This is a genomic window from Paraburkholderia sp. MM5384-R2 (assembly GCF_014201025.1).
GTDB classification, from domain to species: Bacteria; Pseudomonadota; Gammaproteobacteria; order Burkholderiales; family Burkholderiaceae; genus Paraburkholderia; species Paraburkholderia tuberum.
The window spans coordinates 1-18,350 of record NZ_JACHDI010000040.1 but is presented as its reverse complement, the minus strand read 5'-3'; the positions used below and the strand labels follow the sequence as shown (position 1 = coordinate 18,350).

Annotated in this window: 16 protein-coding genes; 5 read left to right on the top strand and 11 right to left on the bottom strand. The window is 61.3% G+C overall.

Annotation, left to right across the window (positions count from 1 at the left end; genetic code table 11):
- Positions 1–14: 14 nt before the first annotated feature.
- From HDG37_RS35430 to HDG37_RS35415, 4 genes are all read right to left on the bottom strand, one after another.
- Positions 15–1,025 (bottom strand): glycosyltransferase family A protein, encoded by a 1,011-nt coding sequence (locus HDG37_RS35430; protein WP_184055797.1) that lies wholly within the window; start codon positions 1,023–1,025, stop codon positions 15–17.
- Between the two features lie 69 nt (positions 1,026–1,094).
- On the bottom strand, positions 1,095–2,552 hold the full coding sequence (locus tag HDG37_RS35425; RefSeq protein WP_184055795.1) for a hypothetical protein: 1,458 nt from the start codon (positions 2,550–2,552) through the stop codon (positions 1,095–1,097).
- An 18-nt stretch (positions 2,553–2,570) separates the two neighbouring features.
- Positions 2,571–3,686, bottom strand: a complete 1,116-nt coding sequence (locus HDG37_RS35420; protein WP_184055793.1) for a glycosyltransferase family 1 protein — start codon at positions 3,684–3,686, stop codon at positions 2,571–2,573.
- Between the two features lie 58 nt (positions 3,687–3,744).
- Positions 3,745–6,066 carry a polysaccharide biosynthesis tyrosine autokinase gene (locus HDG37_RS35415; RefSeq protein ID WP_184055791.1) on the bottom strand — a complete coding sequence of 774 codons (2,322 nt, stop codon included), beginning with the start codon at positions 6,064–6,066 and terminating at the stop codon, positions 3,745–3,747.
- Positions 6,067–6,875: 809 nt separating this feature from the next.
- Here HDG37_RS35415 and HDG37_RS35410 point away from each other — a divergent pair.
- Both HDG37_RS35410 and HDG37_RS35405 read left to right on the top strand, forming a co-directional pair.
- A complete protein-coding gene (locus HDG37_RS35410) occupies positions 6,876–7,808 on the top strand; it encodes a GlxA family transcriptional regulator (RefSeq protein WP_184055789.1) in 933 nt (310 codons plus the stop codon).
- Positions 7,809–7,866: 58 nt separating this feature from the next.
- Positions 7,867–8,883: an ATP-grasp fold amidoligase family protein gene (locus tag HDG37_RS35405; RefSeq protein ID WP_184055788.1), complete on the top strand. Its 1,017-nt coding sequence runs from the start codon at positions 7,867–7,869 to the stop codon at positions 8,881–8,883.
- Positions 8,884–9,035: 152 nt separating this feature from the next.
- Here the strand turns inward: HDG37_RS35405 and HDG37_RS35400 are convergent, their stop codons facing one another.
- The 5 genes from HDG37_RS35400 to HDG37_RS35380 form a co-directional block, all read right to left on the bottom strand.
- The gene (locus HDG37_RS35400) at positions 9,036–9,743 is read right to left on the bottom strand and encodes a substrate-binding domain-containing protein (RefSeq protein ID WP_184055786.1); all 708 of its coding nucleotides are present in this window, start codon (positions 9,741–9,743) and stop codon (positions 9,036–9,038) included.
- A 14-nt stretch (positions 9,744–9,757) separates the two neighbouring features.
- Positions 9,758–10,441: a 4-carboxy-4-hydroxy-2-oxoadipate aldolase/oxaloacetate decarboxylase gene (ligK, locus tag HDG37_RS35395; RefSeq protein WP_184055784.1), complete on the bottom strand. Its 684-nt coding sequence runs from the start codon at positions 10,439–10,441 to the stop codon at positions 9,758–9,760.
- Between the two features lie 2 nt (positions 10,442–10,443).
- A complete protein-coding gene (locus HDG37_RS35390; protein ID WP_184055782.1) occupies positions 10,444–11,469 on the bottom strand; it encodes an amidohydrolase family protein in 1,026 nt (341 codons plus the stop codon).
- A 71-nt stretch (positions 11,470–11,540) separates the two neighbouring features.
- Positions 11,541–12,899, bottom strand: a complete 1,359-nt coding sequence (locus HDG37_RS35385; protein ID WP_184055780.1) for an aromatic acid/H+ symport family MFS transporter — start codon at positions 12,897–12,899, stop codon at positions 11,541–11,543.
- A gap of 206 nt (positions 12,900–13,105) precedes the next feature.
- A complete protein-coding gene (locus HDG37_RS35380; RefSeq protein ID WP_184055778.1) occupies positions 13,106–13,366 on the bottom strand; it encodes a hypothetical protein in 261 nt (86 codons plus the stop codon).
- A 219-nt stretch (positions 13,367–13,585) separates the two neighbouring features.
- Here HDG37_RS35380 and HDG37_RS35375 point away from each other — a divergent pair, with 219 nt between their 5' ends.
- The 3 genes from HDG37_RS35375 to HDG37_RS35365 all read left to right on the top strand — a co-directional run bounded on the left by HDG37_RS35375 (position 13,586) and on the right by HDG37_RS35365 (position 15,585).
- Positions 13,586–14,167: a cytochrome b/b6 domain-containing protein gene (locus HDG37_RS35375; protein ID WP_184055776.1), complete on the top strand. Its 582-nt coding sequence runs from the start codon at positions 13,586–13,588 to the stop codon at positions 14,165–14,167.
- Positions 14,168–14,170: 3 nt separating this feature from the next.
- Positions 14,171–14,965, top strand: coding sequence for a molybdopterin-dependent oxidoreductase (locus HDG37_RS35370; protein WP_184055774.1), 795 nt, complete (start codon positions 14,171–14,173; stop codon positions 14,963–14,965).
- 218 nt (positions 14,966–15,183) lie between these two features.
- The gene (locus HDG37_RS35365) at positions 15,184–15,585 is read left to right on the top strand and encodes a DUF3597 domain-containing protein (RefSeq protein WP_090809158.1); all 402 of its coding nucleotides are present in this window, start codon (positions 15,184–15,186) and stop codon (positions 15,583–15,585) included.
- 250 nt (positions 15,586–15,835) lie between these two features.
- Here the strand turns inward: HDG37_RS35365 and HDG37_RS35360 are convergent, their stop codons facing one another.
- Together HDG37_RS35360 and HDG37_RS35355 are read right to left on the bottom strand one after the other, a co-directional pair.
- On the bottom strand, positions 15,836–16,108 hold the full coding sequence (locus tag HDG37_RS35360; protein ID WP_084754487.1) for a hypothetical protein: 273 nt from the start codon (positions 16,106–16,108) through the stop codon (positions 15,836–15,838).
- 328 nt (positions 16,109–16,436) lie between these two features.
- Positions 16,437–18,137, bottom strand: coding sequence for a Na/Pi cotransporter family protein (locus tag HDG37_RS35355; RefSeq protein ID WP_184055772.1), 1,701 nt, complete (start codon positions 18,135–18,137; stop codon positions 16,437–16,439).
- Between the last annotated feature and the right edge of the window lie 213 nt (positions 18,138–18,350).

Here is an 18,350-nt window from a genome sequence, read left to right as displayed (position 1 = left end):
CGTCCTCCTTCGCCTCAGCGTCCTGCGACGCGACGGCGCGCGAGCGGGTTCGCGATATAACGCACCGCGAAATCCGACAGCGGCGAGTAAGGCACGAGACACAGGCTCGACAGTACGAGCGTGCCGAGCTTCTTCTTCAGGCTCCAGAACGGATTTGCAATGATCGTGTGCAGATAGTTGCGCGAATCGCGGATTATCCAATGCCAACGCCTGAGCAGGGTCGCGCGATAAACGGAAGAGCAGAATGTCGCTTTCTCGTGTGAGAAGTCGAGAAATGCTGCCGGCAGTTCTATGTCGAGCCGATCTTTTGCAATATTGCGCAGAATTGCCCAGCGGACGTTGAACGCGCGCGGCGCTTTCGTCAGTTGTTGCGAGTTCGCGAACGACATCGTTTCACTGCCCGCGTTGTGCACCCGGTAGCGGCCTAGCGACTTCGACACCGTCGCGATCGGTCCAGCCAGCGCGACGCCATAGATCGCATAAAAGTCCGCGCCATAGCGATTCACGCCCTCTTCGGGAACCGGGAAGATCTGCTTGAGCGCGCTCACCCGGTAAGCATTGCCAGACGCGGGCGGGGACGGATAGAGCCAGCCGCCGCGCAGCAGCCTGCCGCAGTCGTGTGGCGGCTCGCTATTCGGCACGTAGGCACCCGTCAATGCGCCTTCGTTGTCCATCACGTCGAGGCGGAATTGCACCTTGGCCCACTCGCCGCCCTCGAAAAAGCGCATGACTTCGGTAACCGCGGATGGGTACAGCACGTCATCGGAATCGAGAAGGATCACATACTCGGTGGTGAGCGACGCGATTGCATAGTTGTAGGCGGATACTTGCCCGCCGTTTTTCTTGCACAACGTCAGTACGCGATCGCCATAGCTTTCGATGATCGCGCGCGAACCGTCGGTCGAGCCATCGTCGACGACCATGACGGTGGTCGCCGGATAATCCTGCGCGAGCGCCGAGTCGATCGCCGCGGCCAGATAGTGCTCGTAGTTGTAATTGCAAATCGCAATGGTGACCTGCTTCATGATGTGTCAACGCTATCCGTCAGGTTCGATCCGCCGGCTCCCGGCGCTCGTCATGCTCGCGAAATATCGCTATGCCACTGCCTGCGTCACACGACGCACCACGAGATAAGCCAGATGTTTGGGCGGCTTATTACCAGCGCCGTTCACCTGGTCGGGTACCTTGAATCGTACGTTCATCAAATCGTTGTCCCAACTCAATGCAACCTTGTCCGGTGCGCTCGCCTCGCCGCTCAGCGCATCGATGAAATCGACCTGCACCGCGTGCGAGCGCAGCGGCTGCAGCCCGCCGATGGCAATGTTCTGCCAGCCCGCGCTGCTGCTCACCTGCATCACAAGGTCGTTGCCGGAAAGCAAGGCATTTGCAGCAACACCCGGACCGCATTGCAGCGGCTTCGAAAAACTCGCCAGATGCTCACCCGCTGTTCGATGCAACACGACCAAGCTTCGACCGGAAACGTTGTAGGTTCGTTCAGGCGGACCGGGATGCGTGAGACGAAAAGGTTCATAGCCGTCCCAGTGATAGATCATCGACAGGTACTTGTTCGGGTCGTCCCAATTCCTGCCGAGCGCCCACACCGCGAAGTCGAAGAAATAACGCGGCAAATAGTGCGGGTCTTTCATGTACTCGTTGCCGATCTCCGTTTGCCAGATGCCGCGAGCGGGACCGTTCTTCACATATCGCTGGTACAGCGATTCCATATCGGCAACCGGCAAATAGTGCGTGTCGACGTAGTCGACCCAATCGAGCATGCGCTCTTTCAAGACCGGACTGCGATATTCGAGCCAGCGGTGGAAGTTATCGAGGCCGCCCTGGTCCGGCCAGCCGCCATACACAACATATGCGCGATAACTGCGAATGATGCGGGCCGCCGGAATATGAATCCGCTCCACGTAATCCTGCATCGCGCGCTCATACGGTTTCGAGCGTTTTTCGTCCTTGCTGAACTCCGGGCCGTGCCAGAACACGGACTGCGGCAAGCCGCCGGACAACTTGCCGGCCGCCTCGTTCCAGATCTGGAAATAGCGCAGGTTATAAGGCGGCGCCGAATACTTGCGGACCACCGCGTCGACATACTGCTTCCACACATCCACGTCGACGGGGGCCGAATTGCTGTCGCCGGGCACAGTCGCATTCCATCTCGGCGTATAGCCGAGCATCAACAGCGAACCGATTCCATTGCGTTCGTTTCGCAACAGTGCCGACGGTAGATCGACATCGAACGCCGAGCTCGTTTTGTCGATGCGCATCGCCTCGCCGGGCCGATCAGGTTGACCAGGGCCGACCGTGTCACGGCCCCAGCTAATGCCCATCGCTCGCCACATCTCGATGTCGGCTTTTGATCCGGCCCAGCCGTTCGTGCCGATCAGATCGGTCATCATGCGGGCGCGCGCGTTCGCGGGCGCCGGGTCCGGTACCAATGCGAGAGCGGGCCGCAGAGTCGACAACGGCGCGGCCGCACCCGCCGCCAACGCGGCGAGTGTGCGCAATGCACGTCTTCTGCCAGCACGGGTCTTCATGCGATTCATGTTCGTGCCCACCCATCGCTAGCTCGCGGACGCGCGCGGCGTCAGTTCGGGCAGCCGCTCGCCAGTCTTGACATCGAGGATTTCGAGCACCGTTTGCGCCGCGCGCTCCCAGCGAAACTCGCGCGCATGCAGCAGCCCCGCGCTGCGATAACGTTGGCGAAGATCGGCGTCGCTCATCATCTGCGCGATCTTTGCTGCGATGTCGTCCGCGGAGGTCGCGTCGCAGTACATTGCGGCATCGCCGCATGCTTCCGGTATCGACGTGCGCGCCGACGCGATCACCGGACAGCCGCAATACATCGCTTCCAGAGGCGGCAGGCCGAAACCTTCGTACAGCGACGGAAACACGAGGCAGCCAGCGCTCTCGTACAGTGCCTTCAGCTCCGCGTCCGACACGAAACCTGCCCACACGACCTGCCGCGAATGCACAGGATGCTCGACGCCTGCACCGCTGAAGATGCGCGGATACTGTTTTCCCACGATGACGAATTTGACGTCGCGCAGATGCCCGAGCCGCACGATCGCATCGAGCACGCCGCGCAGATTCTTGCGCGGATCGAGACTGCCGACGATCACGCAATAGGCGTCCTTGTTCAATTCGAGCCGTTGCAGCACCGATGGGTCGGCAACGATCCGGTCGAAATGATCCGCGCCGGGCGCTACCACTTTCACACGCGATTCGTCGATTTTCAGGTGATGGCAGATACGCATTTTCGAAAACGTCGAGACCGTCAGAACGATCGGATGCGTGCGCGGCAAGAGCGCGAAACAGATGCGATACCAGAGCCGGAATTTCCTCGAAAAGCCTTGCGGCATGTCAAGGACGGCCATGTCGTGAACCATCACGACCTGACTGTGCTTGAACAGCGGGTTCGTATTGCACAGACTCAGCAGCGTGATGCCGCGTGCGGCGACTGGCAGCGTGATCTGCTCCCACAGCGTGCCGCGCAGCCACGGAAAGCGCCGTTGCGGTTTGAGCAGCGCCCCCGGCTCGACGGCGTTTTGCGGCACGAACACTTCCGGTTCGTCACCGGGCGCGGCGCGCATCTGCATGGCCCGCGTCAGCTCATACGCAACGCGTTGAACCCCCGTGATGGACTGAGAAGTAAACTTTCCGTTGATTGCAAAGGCCATCTGGTTCTCCGTTTTACGCCATCGCGATCGCGCTTTACCGCGTTGGGTCTCCACACGCTCAGGCGCCTCGCGGCGCTTGCTGCCCGACGTCGTTTTCGCCGAAATCGCTGGCATAGTTCGTTTCGTAGCCATAGTTCTTCGTGCTTCGACGCAGCGGAATGCCGTTGAACACTGCGCCCGCGATGCGCCCTTCCGCGCGTTCCACCTTTCTGAGCGTGTCGGCGATCTCCTCCTCGCTTTGCATGCCCGAGCGCAGCACGAGCAGGGACGCGCCCGCCTCGTTCGCGACGATCGAGGCGTCGGTGACCGCGAGGAAAGGCGGCGTATCGATGATCACCAGATCGAACTGGCTCGACAGCCGCTCGAGCACATCCTTCAGGCGAGGCCTCATCAGCAGCGCGGCGGGGTTCTCCGGGCGCACGCCGCATGACAGGAACGTCAATCCGTCGATGCGGGTCGAGCGCAGCGCATTGCGGAGCGGCAGGCGGTCGGACAGTACTTCGGAAAGGCCTCCACGATTGCTCTCGTTGAATAGCGAGGCGAGATGACCGCGTCGCATGTCGGCATCGATCAGCACCACCCGTGAGCCGATTTCAGCGTGCAGGATCGCCAGATTCGCGGCGACGAAGCTCTTGCCCGCCGATGGCGTGGGCCCGATGATCATCACGATGTTGTTGCGTGCATGCGCGAGATCGCGCGTGACGGCGGTCCGTACGCTGCGCAGCGCTTCGACCGACGTGTCGTGCGGAAAGCGCGCGGCGAGAATCCTGTTCTGGACGCCGGAATCGAACTGAATCTCGTGCAGACTCTTCTGCATCGGCGGATGGGCGCGCCCGGCTGCTGCCGGCAGCGATTTGCGCCCCGCGCTCGCATCGCGGTCGAGCAGCAGTTGCTGATGGCTGAACAGAATCTCGCCAAACACCGGCACGCTCATCTGGCGCTCGACGTAGCGCGGGTCGGTCACGCCGATCATCACGTGGCGGCGCATGAAGACCAACACGACGCCGGACACGATACCGAGCACCAATCCGCCGCCGAGCACGAGAATCGGCTGTGGCATGACCGGCATATGCGGTCTGATCGCGCGATCGAGAATATGCGCGCCGCCCGTCGTGCTGGCGCGGCGCACCTGCAATTGCTCGGCCTTCTGCACCATGCCGAGATACACCGTTTCCGCGACCTTCTGCGCGCGGATCAGATCGACGCTTGCGCGTTCCGACGCGGGCATGCCGTTGAAATGGCCGGAGAATTTCGCTCTCGCTTCTTTCAATTGCGCCAGTTGCTCGTCGACGTTCTGCACCCAGCGGCTCTGTTCCGTATAGCGCTCGAGCATTTGCGTGCGCTGCAATTGCAGCGCCGCGATCTGCTTGTCGAGATCGAGGCCGCCCTGCAAATAGGCTTGCGCCTCGTTGGTCGGCTGCATCGATTGCGAGCTCGAGCGGAAATTCTTCAGCGCTTCCTCGGCCTTTCGCAGATCGCCGAGTAGACGCGGGAGTTCGCCGTTAATAAAAGCGAGCGTCTGCGTGTCGTTCGATTGCCGGCTCGCCACCGCGGATGCGAGGTATTGCTCTCCCAATGCATTGGCGACGGCCGCGGCTTTGTCCGGACTCTTGTCGCGGTACTGGATTTGCAGCAGCCCAGAGTCTTTCACCTTGTCGCCAACCTTGACGAGATTGGTGAAGCGCTTGATGGCATCGAGCTCATTCCAGCGGATCACCTCGAACTTCGTACCCGGCCGCGCAGCGAGTTCCTTCACGAGCATCGACACGCCGTTCTGCTTGAGCGGCATGCCGACCGTGCCTCTCGCCAGCAACTCGCCGGACGGGCCGTGCAATTCGAAGGCGCCATTGTCGAGCGCGGTCAAGGTCAGCTTCTCTTCCTCGAGTTCGCGCGGCACGTCGAGCTCGGCGATCTGCACACGCTCGCCACCCCATGCAAACGATTTCAGCCCGAGCCACGGCGCCGCGGGCTGTCCCGGTGTAGCGAATTTTTCGGCGATGTCGCCGAGAACCGGAAGCTTGTGCGGCTTCACCGAAATGTCGAAACGGAACTGGTCCATCACCGGCTGCAAAACTGCACGGCTTTCCATGACCGCCATTTCGGTTACCGACGAAGGCGTCGGTGGCGGCAACAGTTCCTGGTTCTGCAACGCGAGTCCGAGGGCATTTGGCTCGGGTGGGTCCACGCGAATGATTACGTCAGCGGAATAGATAGGCGTGGCAATCAGAAGATACGCGACCGCGAGCGTGAGGACGACGACCGTCGTCACCACGATCTCCCAGATGTGATCGCGCATTAGCGAGAGCATCGCGCGGGCGCTGAGTTGTCTACGCTCGGTATCAACAGCGGGATAGAGCGAGTTTTGCGGATAGTAATCCACCGGTCTGATCCTTGCAGGTTGATGAAACAAAACGATCGGCGATCGCTTTGCGTCGCCACGTCGCTATTTATGCCGCCGGCCGGATAGACCCTCGATTGGCTGGCAGCACGGCGAAGCGACGTGCTGTGTCGGGTTAGGTCGGGGAGCCGTGTTCGGGACCTCTCGAACCACGGAAGGCTACACAGCTATTGCTTATCCACCGCGGCATTGCCGATTGTGCTTCTCACGAATCAGCAAATGCGAAGCCCGCCATTCACGTAATCCGCGATTGACAATTTCTCTCTCGATGTTGCGCTGAAGCATAGTCCGCAAAGGATCGAGGCATTCGCCGGCGGCCCAAAGTAGGGTGCTATTGGCCGATAATGCGGAGCCTTTTACAAATGAAACAGAAGCCGGAAAGGCTTGTTGCGATCTGCAATTGCTGTAACAGAGTAATACGACAGGCATCGTACATCGCGACAGAACGCCAATTGCACGGCTCAAGTGCCAGGAATGCCCTTGTTATCCCGCAAATCGCGCCGAATCCAAGCCACTCGGCGCATTCCGCCGATGCCCCAGCATTTCGCTTGCAAGAATCACGCTAACTGATCTGGAAAAAAATTCCGTGCAACGTTAATTAGTAGCACGCATTTCTGCGAATAGCGAGGTAAGAATTTCTTGAATCCTGACGATTACGCCAAAACACCCACGCATACCGGCCAAGCTCGTCTCGCCCAGATCGATGCGCTAATCTCAATGCGTAGATTTTCCTGACTGGAGAAGCTCGCGTGATGAAGCACATTGGTCTATTCGTCTTTCAGGATTGTTCGATGGCAAGTACCGGCGCGATCGGCGACGCGTTCCGGCTTGCCAATGAGTTCAAGAGAACGGCTGGCGAAGAGGCGCCATACCGGCTTACCGTGGTATCCGACGGCGGCGGTCTGGTGACCAGTTCGTCCGGCATATCGATCTGGACGCAAGGCCTCGAACGCTACTGCCTCGCTGATTTCCACGCGCTCTTCGTGGCCTGCCGCGACGTCACCGAAGTCGCGGAATCCAACGACCGCTTTCTGTCGTGGATCTCGCTGCAAGGATCGATTGCATCTTTCGGCATGCAACAGGGTGCGAATCTCGCGGTCGTCTGCAACGATCCGCTGCAATCGATCGTGCCGATTTTTCTGTTCGACGACAGCGGTGACGCCGCGCGCACGCAAAGCAATGTGACGCCGACCGATCTCGCGCTCGCGCAGATCGAACGCGACATCAATACCGACACTGCCCGCAAGATAGGCCGCATCCTGCAAACCGGCTACGCCGAGAAAAGCCGCTCCGAGTTCGACGACGTCAACATCACGACGACGACGGAGAAGATTCGCGAATCGGCGCGCTGGATCAAGGAAAACTACAGCAAGGCTATTTCGGTTGCGCAGGCGGCCGAATCGGTGGCGATGAGCAAGCGCAATTTCCAGCGCCGCTTCAAATGCGAGTTCGGCATGACGCCGCTCGAATATCTGCTGCGCACACGCTTCGAGATCGTTCGCTCGATGCTGAAGAACACCGATCTGCCGGTCGACAAGATTGCGCGCCGCTGCGGAATGGGCGACGGTAATCGGCTTGGGCGGCTATTCAAGGAGCGCTATGGTATGTCGCCGACGCAATTCCGCGCGCAACAGCATGTGGATGCGGAGGAACGCTGGCTGACGCCTGAGGAAAGCTGGAGTGCCGCGACCGAGATGTTGCGGCAAGCGCCGCTGACGCTTTGATTTCAATTCCCGTTACTCCGAGGACGACTCGTCGACTCGACCGCAAAGGGATTAGAACATGACGATCATCAAATCCGCCGAACTGGCCGCGCAGGACGCGGCCGTCGCGCCGAAAAACATGGCCTCCCTACACTCCGGCGACAGTGCTCTGGCCGCGCCCTGCGGGCAGCCGGGCTTGCACACCGGTGCGCATGCGGCGCACGGGCCATCGCCATCTACCGCGAGAAAAATCAAGGAAGCGGCGAAAACGCTATTGCCGGACGCCCTTTTCCTAAGCCTGTTACATCACAAATGCATTGGCCGCTATCCGAACCTGATTCGTCCGGTGACGTTCAATGAGAAGATCCTGCAGCGCAATCTTCATCCTGATCCGCGCTATATCGACCTGACCGACAAGCTTCGGGTGCGGGAATATATTGCCCGAAAAATTGGCCACAAGCATTTGATACCGCTGATCGCAGTGCCCGATGCATTCACGCCCGAAATGTTCGACGCACTGCCGGATGCTTTCGTAATGAAAGCCAATCACGGCAGCAGCTACGTCGAAGTGGTGAGAAACAAATCAGAGACCTCGTTCGAGAAGCTGAAGACGCTCGCCGACCAATGGTTGCGCACCGAATTCTATTACGTTGGGCGCGAGCGGCACTATCGGACGATCGAGCCGCGCGTTTTCTTCGAGCAGTTGCTGCTCGATCGGCGCGGCCAGATTCCGGCGGATTTCAAAATGCACTGCTTTGGCGGCCGTCCTGGCGGGCCGATCATCTATATCCTCATGATCTCGGATCGATTCGGCAACGCGACGCACGGCGACGTGTACGACGCCGACTGGAATCACCTCGATATCGCAATCGGCGACTACAAGCGCAGCGCGTTGCCCGCTCCGCGCCCGCCGCATCTACAGGCCGTGCTCGATGTCGCGGCCCGTCTGTGCGAAGACTTCGACTATGTGCGCGTCGACCTGTATGCGCCGGACGACCTCGTTTATTTCGGCGAACTTACATTTACGCCCGGCGCGGGCGTGCTGCCCTTCACTCCGGACGGTATCGATTACGAGTGGGGCAAGCTGCTGGCTTGAATCCGCTTTCATTCGTAGCGTTTTGCGTCCGCCATCCGAGCGGGCGTGCCGCTCAGCGCTTTCAGCGTTTCGAAGCCGAGCATGCGCTCGCGCAAAGAGATGGAGGCGGAAAAGGCAAGGACACAAGCCTGGGCGGCGAGCGCCGCCCGCCATCAAGCCGGCGACATGCCGTTTTGCAGCTTTGCGCCGTCGGCCTCGCGCGAGGCCAGAAACGCCAGCAACGCCTGGGCTGCTTCACGCTGGCGCGCCGCCGTGCAGATCGCGGCGGTGAAAGTGGTGGTGGACTGGGTGGCGGCCGGAAGCTCGCCGAGCACGTCGATGCCCGCCACGTGAATCAATTCGCTCACCTGCTGAAAGCCGAGCGCGACTTCTCCGCGCGCGACGAGCGTGCCGACCGGCACACCCGGCGGCGCCTTCACGATACGCGAAGCGATCTGCCCGGCAATGCCCCAGCGTTCGAACAGCTTCAGTAGATGCGTGCCGCTCGGCCCCGTCGAGTAACCGATACTGCGCGCACCGAGAATCGCGTCGCGCAACGCTGCTTCGGAGGCGATGTCCGGGTGCGTTTCTCCGGCCGCGACCGCGACCGCGATGCCCGAGCGCGCGAGCCCGACGCGGCTCGCCGCCTCGACACAACCCGTCACCACGAGCCGCTCGATCGCGTCGGCGGCAAGCACGACGATGTCGAAGACTTCGCCATCCTCGACCCGGCGCGCCGCATCGACGCCGCCGACCGATTCGATGGCGACGCCCTGCCCCGTGCGCCGCTCGTAGAACGGGGCGAGTCCGGCCAGCACCTGGCGCATGGCCATCGACGAAATGCCGGTGATCGGCGCGCGCGTGGCTGGATCGTTGGTCATTGCGACCACGCCTGTCAGTCCTTGTAACGCAGTCCGGCCTGCTCGAGCGGCCCGCGCATGTCGTACATGTCGAGACCGAGCACCCCGGAGGCGAGTTTCGCGCGCTTCCCGGCTTCATTGGCCTCGCGCGCCGCAGCCTTGTCGAGCACGGCTTGCGCGGCGGCCGCCGGCACCACGACCACGCCGTCCTCATCGGCAACGACGACGTCGCCCGGTGTGACCAACGCACCCGCGCACACGACCGGAATGTTCACCGAGCCGAGCGTCGCCTTGACCGTGCCTTTCGCGGAAATCGCCTTGCTCCAGACCGGGAAGTTCATTTCGCTCAGCACGCTGACGTCGCGCACGCCGGCGTCGATGATCAACGCATGAGCGCCGCGCGCCTTGAAGCTCGTGGCCAGCAGATCGCCGAAGTAACCGTCGGTGCTCTGTGCGGTGACGCCGGCGACGACGACGTCGCCCGGCCGGATCTGTTCGGCCGCGACGTGCAGCATCCAGTTATCGCCCGGTTGCAGCAGCACCGTGACGGCCGTGCCGCTCGCGCGCGCGCCGGTGTAGATCGGGCGCATATACGGTTGGAGCAGGCCCGTGCGGCCCATCGCTTCATGCACGGTGGCCGAACCGAGCGCGCCGAGTTTCGCTGCCACCTCCGCATCCGCGCGCTGGATGTTGCGATAGACGACTCCGATTTCATACATGATCACAGCCCCTTCGTTTTCAGCAACGCGTCGAGACGCGGATAGACGCGCCGCGCGTTACCTTCGTAGATCTTGTAGCGTTGCTCCGGATTCATATCCGCGGCTTCGACGTAGCGCTTCGTGTCGTCGAAATAGTGACCGGTTTCCGGATCGACGCCGCGCACCGCGCCGATCATTTCGCTCGCGAACAGGATGTTGTCCACGGGAATCACGCGCGTGAGCAGGTCGATACCCGGCTGATGATAGACACAAGTGTCGAAGAACACGTTGTTCAGCAGATGGTCTTTCAGCAAGGGCTTTTTCAGTTCCTGCGCGAGGCCGCGGAAACGACCCCAGTGATACGGCACCGCACCGCCGCCGTGCGGAATCACGAAACGCAGCGTCGGGAAATCGCGAAACAGGTCCGAGGTCAGGCATTGCATGAACGCGGTGGTATCCGCATTCAGGTAGTGCGACCCGGTGGTGTGGAAGCACGCGTTGCAGCTCGTGCTCACGTGAATCATCGCGGGAATGTCGTACTCGACCATCTTCTCGTAGATCGGATACCAGGAACGGTCCGACAACGGCGGGCTGGTCCAGTGGCCGCCCGACGGATCGGGATTCAGGTTGATCGCGACATTGCCGTACTGCTCGACGCATTTGACGAGTTCAGGAATACAGGTGGCCGGATCGACACCCGGACTTTGCGGCAGCATCGCGGCCGGCACGAAGTTCTCGGGAAACAGCCGGCTCACGCGATAGCACAGTTCGTTGCAGATCGCGGCCCACGTGCTCGAGATTTCGAAGTCGCCGATGTGGTGCGCCATGAAGCTCGCGCGCGGACTGAAGATCGTCAGATCGAGGCCGCGCTCGCGCATCAGTTTCAACTGGTTGTTTTCGATCGACTCGCGCAGCTCGTCGTCGCTGATCTGCAATTCCGACACCTTCGGCATCGCGGAAGGCCTCTTGATGCCTGCGATCTGGCGGTTACGCCACGTCTCCAACGCTTTCGGCGCGGTGGTGTAGTGTCCGTGAATGTCGATGATCACCGTGATTCCTCAGTAGATGAATTTATCCAGCGGCGCCCGCGAAACGCACGCGCGCCGCGTTGCCTCACGCCTCAATGCGCGACATTCGGCTGCGCCACCGTTTCGGCGCCGCCCATACGCTGGCTCACCAGGATGGCGATAGCGGCGAGTGTGGCGGGGATCGCGAGCATCGCCAGGATCGCGCCGAACTGCCAGCCGAAGCCGAGCAGCGCGCCGCCGATCGCCGAGCCGAAGATACTGCCGAAGCGGCCCATGCCGAGCATCCAGCTCACACCAGTCGCACGCGCAACGGTCGGGTAGCGGCCGGGTGCAAATGCGTTCAGACCGGTCTGCGCGCCGCTCATGCAGAAGCCCGCGGCAAACACCAGCAATGCAAGCGACGAAGACAGCGCGCCGATGTAGCCGAGCCCGAGCACGCACAGTGCGCCGCCGAGATAGGCGGCGCTGATGACCGGCGCCGGACGCGCCTTGTCCATGAGCCAGCCGACGAGGATCGCGCCGATCGTGCCGCCGATCTGGAACATCGCCGTGACGTTGGCCGCGGTCGTGACCGACAGACCCGCATCCTTCATCAGCGTCGGCAGCCATCCGGTCAGCAGATAGATGACGAGCAGACCCAGGAAATACGTGACCCACAGCGCGATCGTCATCGAGCCATAGCCTTGCGAGAACAGCACGCCGATCGGCTTGCGCGTGGGCAGCGGCGGTTCGTTCGACACGAACACTTCATTGCCCGCGAAGTGCGCGCCGCACACCCGGCCAAGCACCTTGCCGATACGCTGCGCGGGCGCGCCGCGCACCGCGAGCAGACGGGCCGACTCAGGCAGCAGCCAGATCTGGAACGGGATCAGCACGAGCGGCAGTGCGCCGCCGAAAATCAGCACCGCGCGCCAGCCGTGAACCGGAATCAGCCAGCCGGCCGCGAAGCCGATCAATGCCGAGCCAAGATTGAAGCCCGTGAACATCACGGTGATCAGCAGCGCGCGCTTGCGTTGCGGTGCGTACTCGGACAGCAGCGTCGTCGAGTTCGGCATCGCTGCACCGAGGCCGACACCGCTGAGCAGACGCAATGCTGCCATCGAAAACGGCGATTGCGCGAACGCAGTCGCGATCGTGAACACGCCGAACAGAAACACTGACGTAATCAGCACCCACTTGCGGCCGATGCGGTCCGATGCCGGACCAGCGAACAATGCGCCAATCACGAGACCGATCGGCGCCGCGCTCATCACGAGACCGAATTCGGGGCGCGAAATCGCCCAGTCATGAATGATGGAAGGCGCGACGAAACCCATGATCGCGACGTCCATGCCGTCGGCGGTCACGATCAGAAAACACAGCACGACCAATAGCCACTGGTAGGGCGAGATCGACCGTTCGTCGATGAACTTCTTGATATCAATTCTGTTACCGCTGGTAGTACTCGTCATCAAAACTCTCCTGTCTCCTTCATTGGTCTCATCTACACGGCTTACTGAAATAACTGGCGTGAAGGTACGTTTCGTCCTTCGCGGGCCAAAGCGCGGGTTAACCATGGGGTCGATGCGAGTATCCGCATTCTCAGGGTTCCGCACAGCATCGGCGAGGCCGGTCAGATTCGCGCAAAGCCCCCGCTGGACAAGCGTTCAAACCAGAGTCACGGCCCTTCGAAGCGGGCTTTTCGAAGGCCTGCTTGTACACACCCTGATAAACAGAACAGATGAAGCGGGAATGAACTCGCATAGAACGGCAGTGAGACGCCCCCTTTTTGCGGCGGGACGACGCGCCCCATCGCCCGTGAAACCACCGAACCTTCCGCGCTGCAACCTTCGAGCCAGCGTCCGTCCGTAGTCAGGAATGTCGTATGCTGCATTTCCCATGCGGCGGGACGGCCTTCCTGCGCGGTATGCATCGTCATTGAGAGTCGATAGCAAGAACGAAAAGATTTCAGACACGACGGAATAACCGTCGATCGATCGCGTTACCGCTTCGGGCGCAATGCCAGTCTGACGCTCGCAGCGTGCCTCGTCGCCCGATCCTGCCTGCGCCCCCATACCGGCGCCGACGGCATCCCGTTGACGGCTTCCGCGGCACCGGAATGATTCTCAACGAGCATGGAGTGGTCTTGAGGCACAACATGGTCCAACCCGGATGGGTGCGAATTACGCACTGGATCAATGCTGTCGCGGTCGTGCTGATGGTAATGAGCGGCTGGCAGATCTACGACGCGTCGCCGATCTTTCCCGCAATTGAATTTCCACCTTCGATCACGCTTGGCGGCTGGCTCGCCGGAGCGCTGCAATGGCATTTCGCAGTGATGTGGCTGCTGGTCGCCAATTTCATCGTCTATCTGGCGCTGAATCTGGCGACCGGACGCTTTCGACGCAAGCTGCTGCCTGTCCGGCCGAAACAGTTGGTCGCCGATCTGCTCGCTGCGCTGAGCGGGCACCTGAAACACGACGACCTCGCGCACTACAACTCGGTGCAAAAGCTCGCCTATCTCGTCGTGATCGCCGACATCCTGCTGATCGTGTTGTCCGGGCTCGCCATTTGGAAGTCGGTGCAGTTCCCGCTGCTGCGCACGCTGATGGGCGGATATGACAACGCGCGCGTGGTGCACTTCATGTGTATGAGCGTCCTCGTGGCGTTTTTCGTCATTCACGTCGCGATGGTTGCGCTCGTGCCCCGCTCGCTGCTGTTGATGCTACGCGGACGGTAAATCATGACGATCCGAAAACGAACCGCGCAACAAGGCACCTTCCTCGCGACGCATGGCGAATCGATCATTCGCGATGCTCAGCGCGAACTCAAATCGCCTGCGCGCCGGCTGTTCGGCCGGCGGCTGCTGACGTTAGGCGGCATCGCGCTGCTGTCCGGTTGCGATCTGACCGACGACAAGGCGGTGAATACCGTGCTGCGCCGCATCTCGTTCTTCAACGACGACGTGCAGGCACTGCTGTTCGATCCGAACAAGCTGGCGCCCACGTACCCGGCATCGATGATCACACGGCCGTTTCCGTTCAATGCGTTCTATGGCGTCGACGAGGTGCCCGAGATCGATGCCGCGACCTACCGTCTGCAGGTCAGCGGCCTCGCGCACGGCAAGCGTACGTGGACGCTCGACGAACTGCGCGCGCTGCCGCAGGAAAGCCAGATCACGCGTCTTATCTGTGTCGAAGGATGGAGCGCGATCGGTCGCTGGGGCGGCGTGCGCTTTTCCGAATTCCTGCGCCGCGCGGGCGCGGACACGAGTGCAAAGTACGTGTCGCTTCATTGCGCGGACTACAACTACTGGACGAGCATCGACATGCCGACGGCGCTCCACCCGCAGACGCTGCTCACGCTGACTTACGACGGCGACGTGCTGCCGCCGAAGTATGGTTTCCCGATGAGGCTGCGTGTGCCGACCAAGCTCGGCTTCAAGAATCCCAAGCATGTCGTCGCTATCGAAATCACGAACCTGTATCCGGGCGGCTATTGGGAGAACCAGGGCTACAACTGGTTCAGCGGCTCGTGACGCAATGATGTTTTTCTCCTTCCATCAACCACGCACAGCGTCATGTTGACGTGACGCGGGCTAAGTCGTGTCAGGATCATTGCGCGCGGACCAATACGAGCAGTCGACGGGTTGACAAAATATTACGTTTTTCACCGTGGCAGATCGCGTAGCATAGCGGGGTATGTCCTGCGAGCGCCCCCACTCGCATTCGTCATTCAACCGCGGAGATTTCGGAAATGAGTATTTTTGGTGACATCGTGCACAAGCTGTTCGGCAAAGCGAAGCCGGACCAACCTCCCCCCGCGACGGAACCCACCCCCGACCCGGCCGCCGCGCAAGCCGCGACGCCCAGCGCTCCCGCCGCGCCCGCGCCGCTGACCGACGTCGACGTGGCCGCCGTGATGGATCAACTCGTCAGCGAAAGCGGACAGACGTTGAACTGGCGTACGTCGATTGTCGACACGATGAAGGCACTCGGCGTCGACAGCAGTCTCGAACACCGCAAGCAACTTGCGCAAGAATTGAAGTACAGCGGGGACATGAACGACTCCGCGAGCATGAACATCTGGCTGCACAAGCAGGTGATGCAGGCGCTCGCGGCAAACGGCGGCAAGCTGCCGCCCGATCTGGCAAGTTAAGCAGGACGAAGCAGGCGTTTCGCAGTAAGCGAAGCGCAGTGAAAGTCGCGCAGTAAAAATCAAACACTCAGTCAAGGTTGCCCGGTCGAAGCACGAAACCGGGCAACCGGAAACTTCTCCGCTCGGCAATCAATGCTCGCACAATCGACTATCGAGAGCGCGCACTGCACGCGCCCGCGACAGCACGATTGCCATCAGCCCACGTATCGAAACGCGGGTGACGGAACACATTGCGATGGAATAGACGCGGCTATTGCGCCGCGGTGAGCTTGAGTCCCGGCCGCAACGGCTGGGGAGACTCCAGAGGAGCCTTGCGTTCGTCCGATACCTGTTCGATGCCCTTTCTCGTGACTTCTTCGAGGAAGGTCAGGCGAGCCCGATAGTAATCGGCACGCAGCTGTGCGTCGAGCACGAGCTGTTCGGCCTGAAACAGTTCCATGCGCAAGTTGTTCAGCGCGCGTTCGGCCTGTTTCTCGGGAGTAGGAGCATGTTGTGAAGCCCAGTTAGCAAGCCACCTTATCATGGTGAAGCCCTCCTTGAGTTCAATGCTCTGCTGCGACAAAGGCTATCAAATTATGGATGCGGCGTGTGTTAAATCGCTTCAGGCGTTGCTTATTGTGCGAGCTACCGCGGGTCGTCGCACGATCGACTTCACCGCCACGCCTTGACTATTGATACCACAACACGCGCGAGGCGAAAAAACCCGCACAGCAAAGGCGGGCAATCCCACTCTCTTTGAAAGCGTGTCACGAGGATGACACGCCACAAGTTTAGAGCTCGCGCAACCCCAACGTCCGTGTGCTGCCGATCACTTTGCGCGAATATATCGATCTCCAATCATGCGTCGCGCGTTATTGCAGCTCTTGAAGCGCTGCCACATTTTTCGCAATGGCCCGCGCGAACTGCGCGATCTGCCGGCCCTGCTCGATCAGATCCATGGCGATCCGGAACGTGACCACGTCCGCCTTGTCCGCCAGTTGAAGCTTCGCGAGCACGACCTGACGCGCGGTCGCGGCGAGCTTGTCGATGCCGGCCTTCGCGTCGACGACCTTCGCGACCTCTTCCGGATCGCGCGTCTCGATGGTGCGGATCGCCTGCTCGAGATTGCGGATCACCGCCTCGGAAAACTGCGTGGTCGCCGCATCGCGCAGACGCAGCAGATCGATCTGCTGCGTCATTCGTTGTTGTCCGACCGTCATCAGCGTCATGCCGACAATGCCGCTGATGCTCTCCAGATGACTCGTGACCTGCGTGTAGCCGACCACCTGCTGACCTTCTTCCTCCGAGTGCTGCCGCTGCGACAGGCGGCCGATATATTGAAGAATCTCGAAGGCCAGCCGGTCGCTTTCCTTGTCCTGATCGAGCATCTGATTGATCTCTTCCATCGTGCCGGTCGACACCATCTGCGAGCCGCGTTGCACAACGTCGAGCACCTGCGCGCCGAGCCGGGTCAGCTCGATACGCACGCGTTGCAGTGCAAGCGCCGGCACCGCCAGCGACGTCTCGTCGAGATACTGCGGATCGCCCGCGGGTTTGGCGGCCTTCGCGCGCTTCGGCACGACCAGTTGCGCGAGCCGCGCGATCGGACGGGCAAACCAGATCAGCAGCAGCGTGTTCGCCACGCTGAACAGCGTATGCACATTGGCTACCTGACGCGGCGCCTCGGCCGCGAGGCGTGCAAGCCCTTGCAGTTCCGGATGCGACGGCGATATCCAGCGCACGACCTCCGCCATCTGCGGAATCAGGAAGAGCGCAATCACGACGCCGAGCACATTGAAGATCAGATGCACGACGCCGACCTGCAACGCTTCCGGTGGCTTGCCGATCGAGGCGAGCAGTGCCGTGCCGCAGGTGCCGACATTCGCGCCGAGAATCAGCGTGATGGCGGCTTCGAGCGGCATCAAGCCCTGGCCGCTCAACGCAATCACGACCGCGAGCGTCGCCGCCGAGCTTTGCACAACCGCGGTGAAGACCGCCCCCACGATGACGCCGACGAGCGGATTGCGCATGTCCTGCATCGCGTCGATGAACGGCTGATAGGTGCGCAGCGGATGCGTGGACTCGCCCATCAGCTGGATGCCCATGAACAGCAGCCCTAGCCCCATTACGACGCGTCCGATCTGCCGCAGCAGCTCGCGCGGGGCAAACGCGTGCAGCACGAAGCCGATCGACAGCATGTACGGCGTCAGACGCGAAACGTCGAAGGCGATGATCTGCGCGGTGACGGTCGAGCCGATGTTCGCGCCCATGATCATCGGCACCGCCTGGGTCAACGTCATCAGGCCGGCGGACACGAAACCGACCAGCAGCACCGTCGTGATGGTCGACGAATTCAGCAGCGCGGTCACGACGGCGCCCGCCACCACGCCGCGAAACCGGCTTGCGGTCAGCACGCCGATCAGCGACTGCAGTTTCGATCCCGCGATCGCCTTCAGGCCGCCGGTCAAGAACTCCAGACCGAGAAGAAACAGCGCGAGGCCGCCAATCAACAGCCCGAAGATCCCAAGGAAGTTCAACCTGTCGGGATCGATGTCAGCAAGATAATCAGCCATCCTGATGTGCCTCTGATGATCACACGAATAGAGCGGCAGCGAGGGACGGCTTCGCGCCCCGCATCGACGACCGTGCAGGCAGCCTGCCGCACGGTGTCCGGGGCAGGTACTTAAGGCTAACTACAAGGGCTTCCCCATTGAGCGCAAGCACAAATGTGGTTTTCTGTTGTCGCAATGTTGCCTTGCCGACGTCGTGTGAGAAGGTGAAGGACT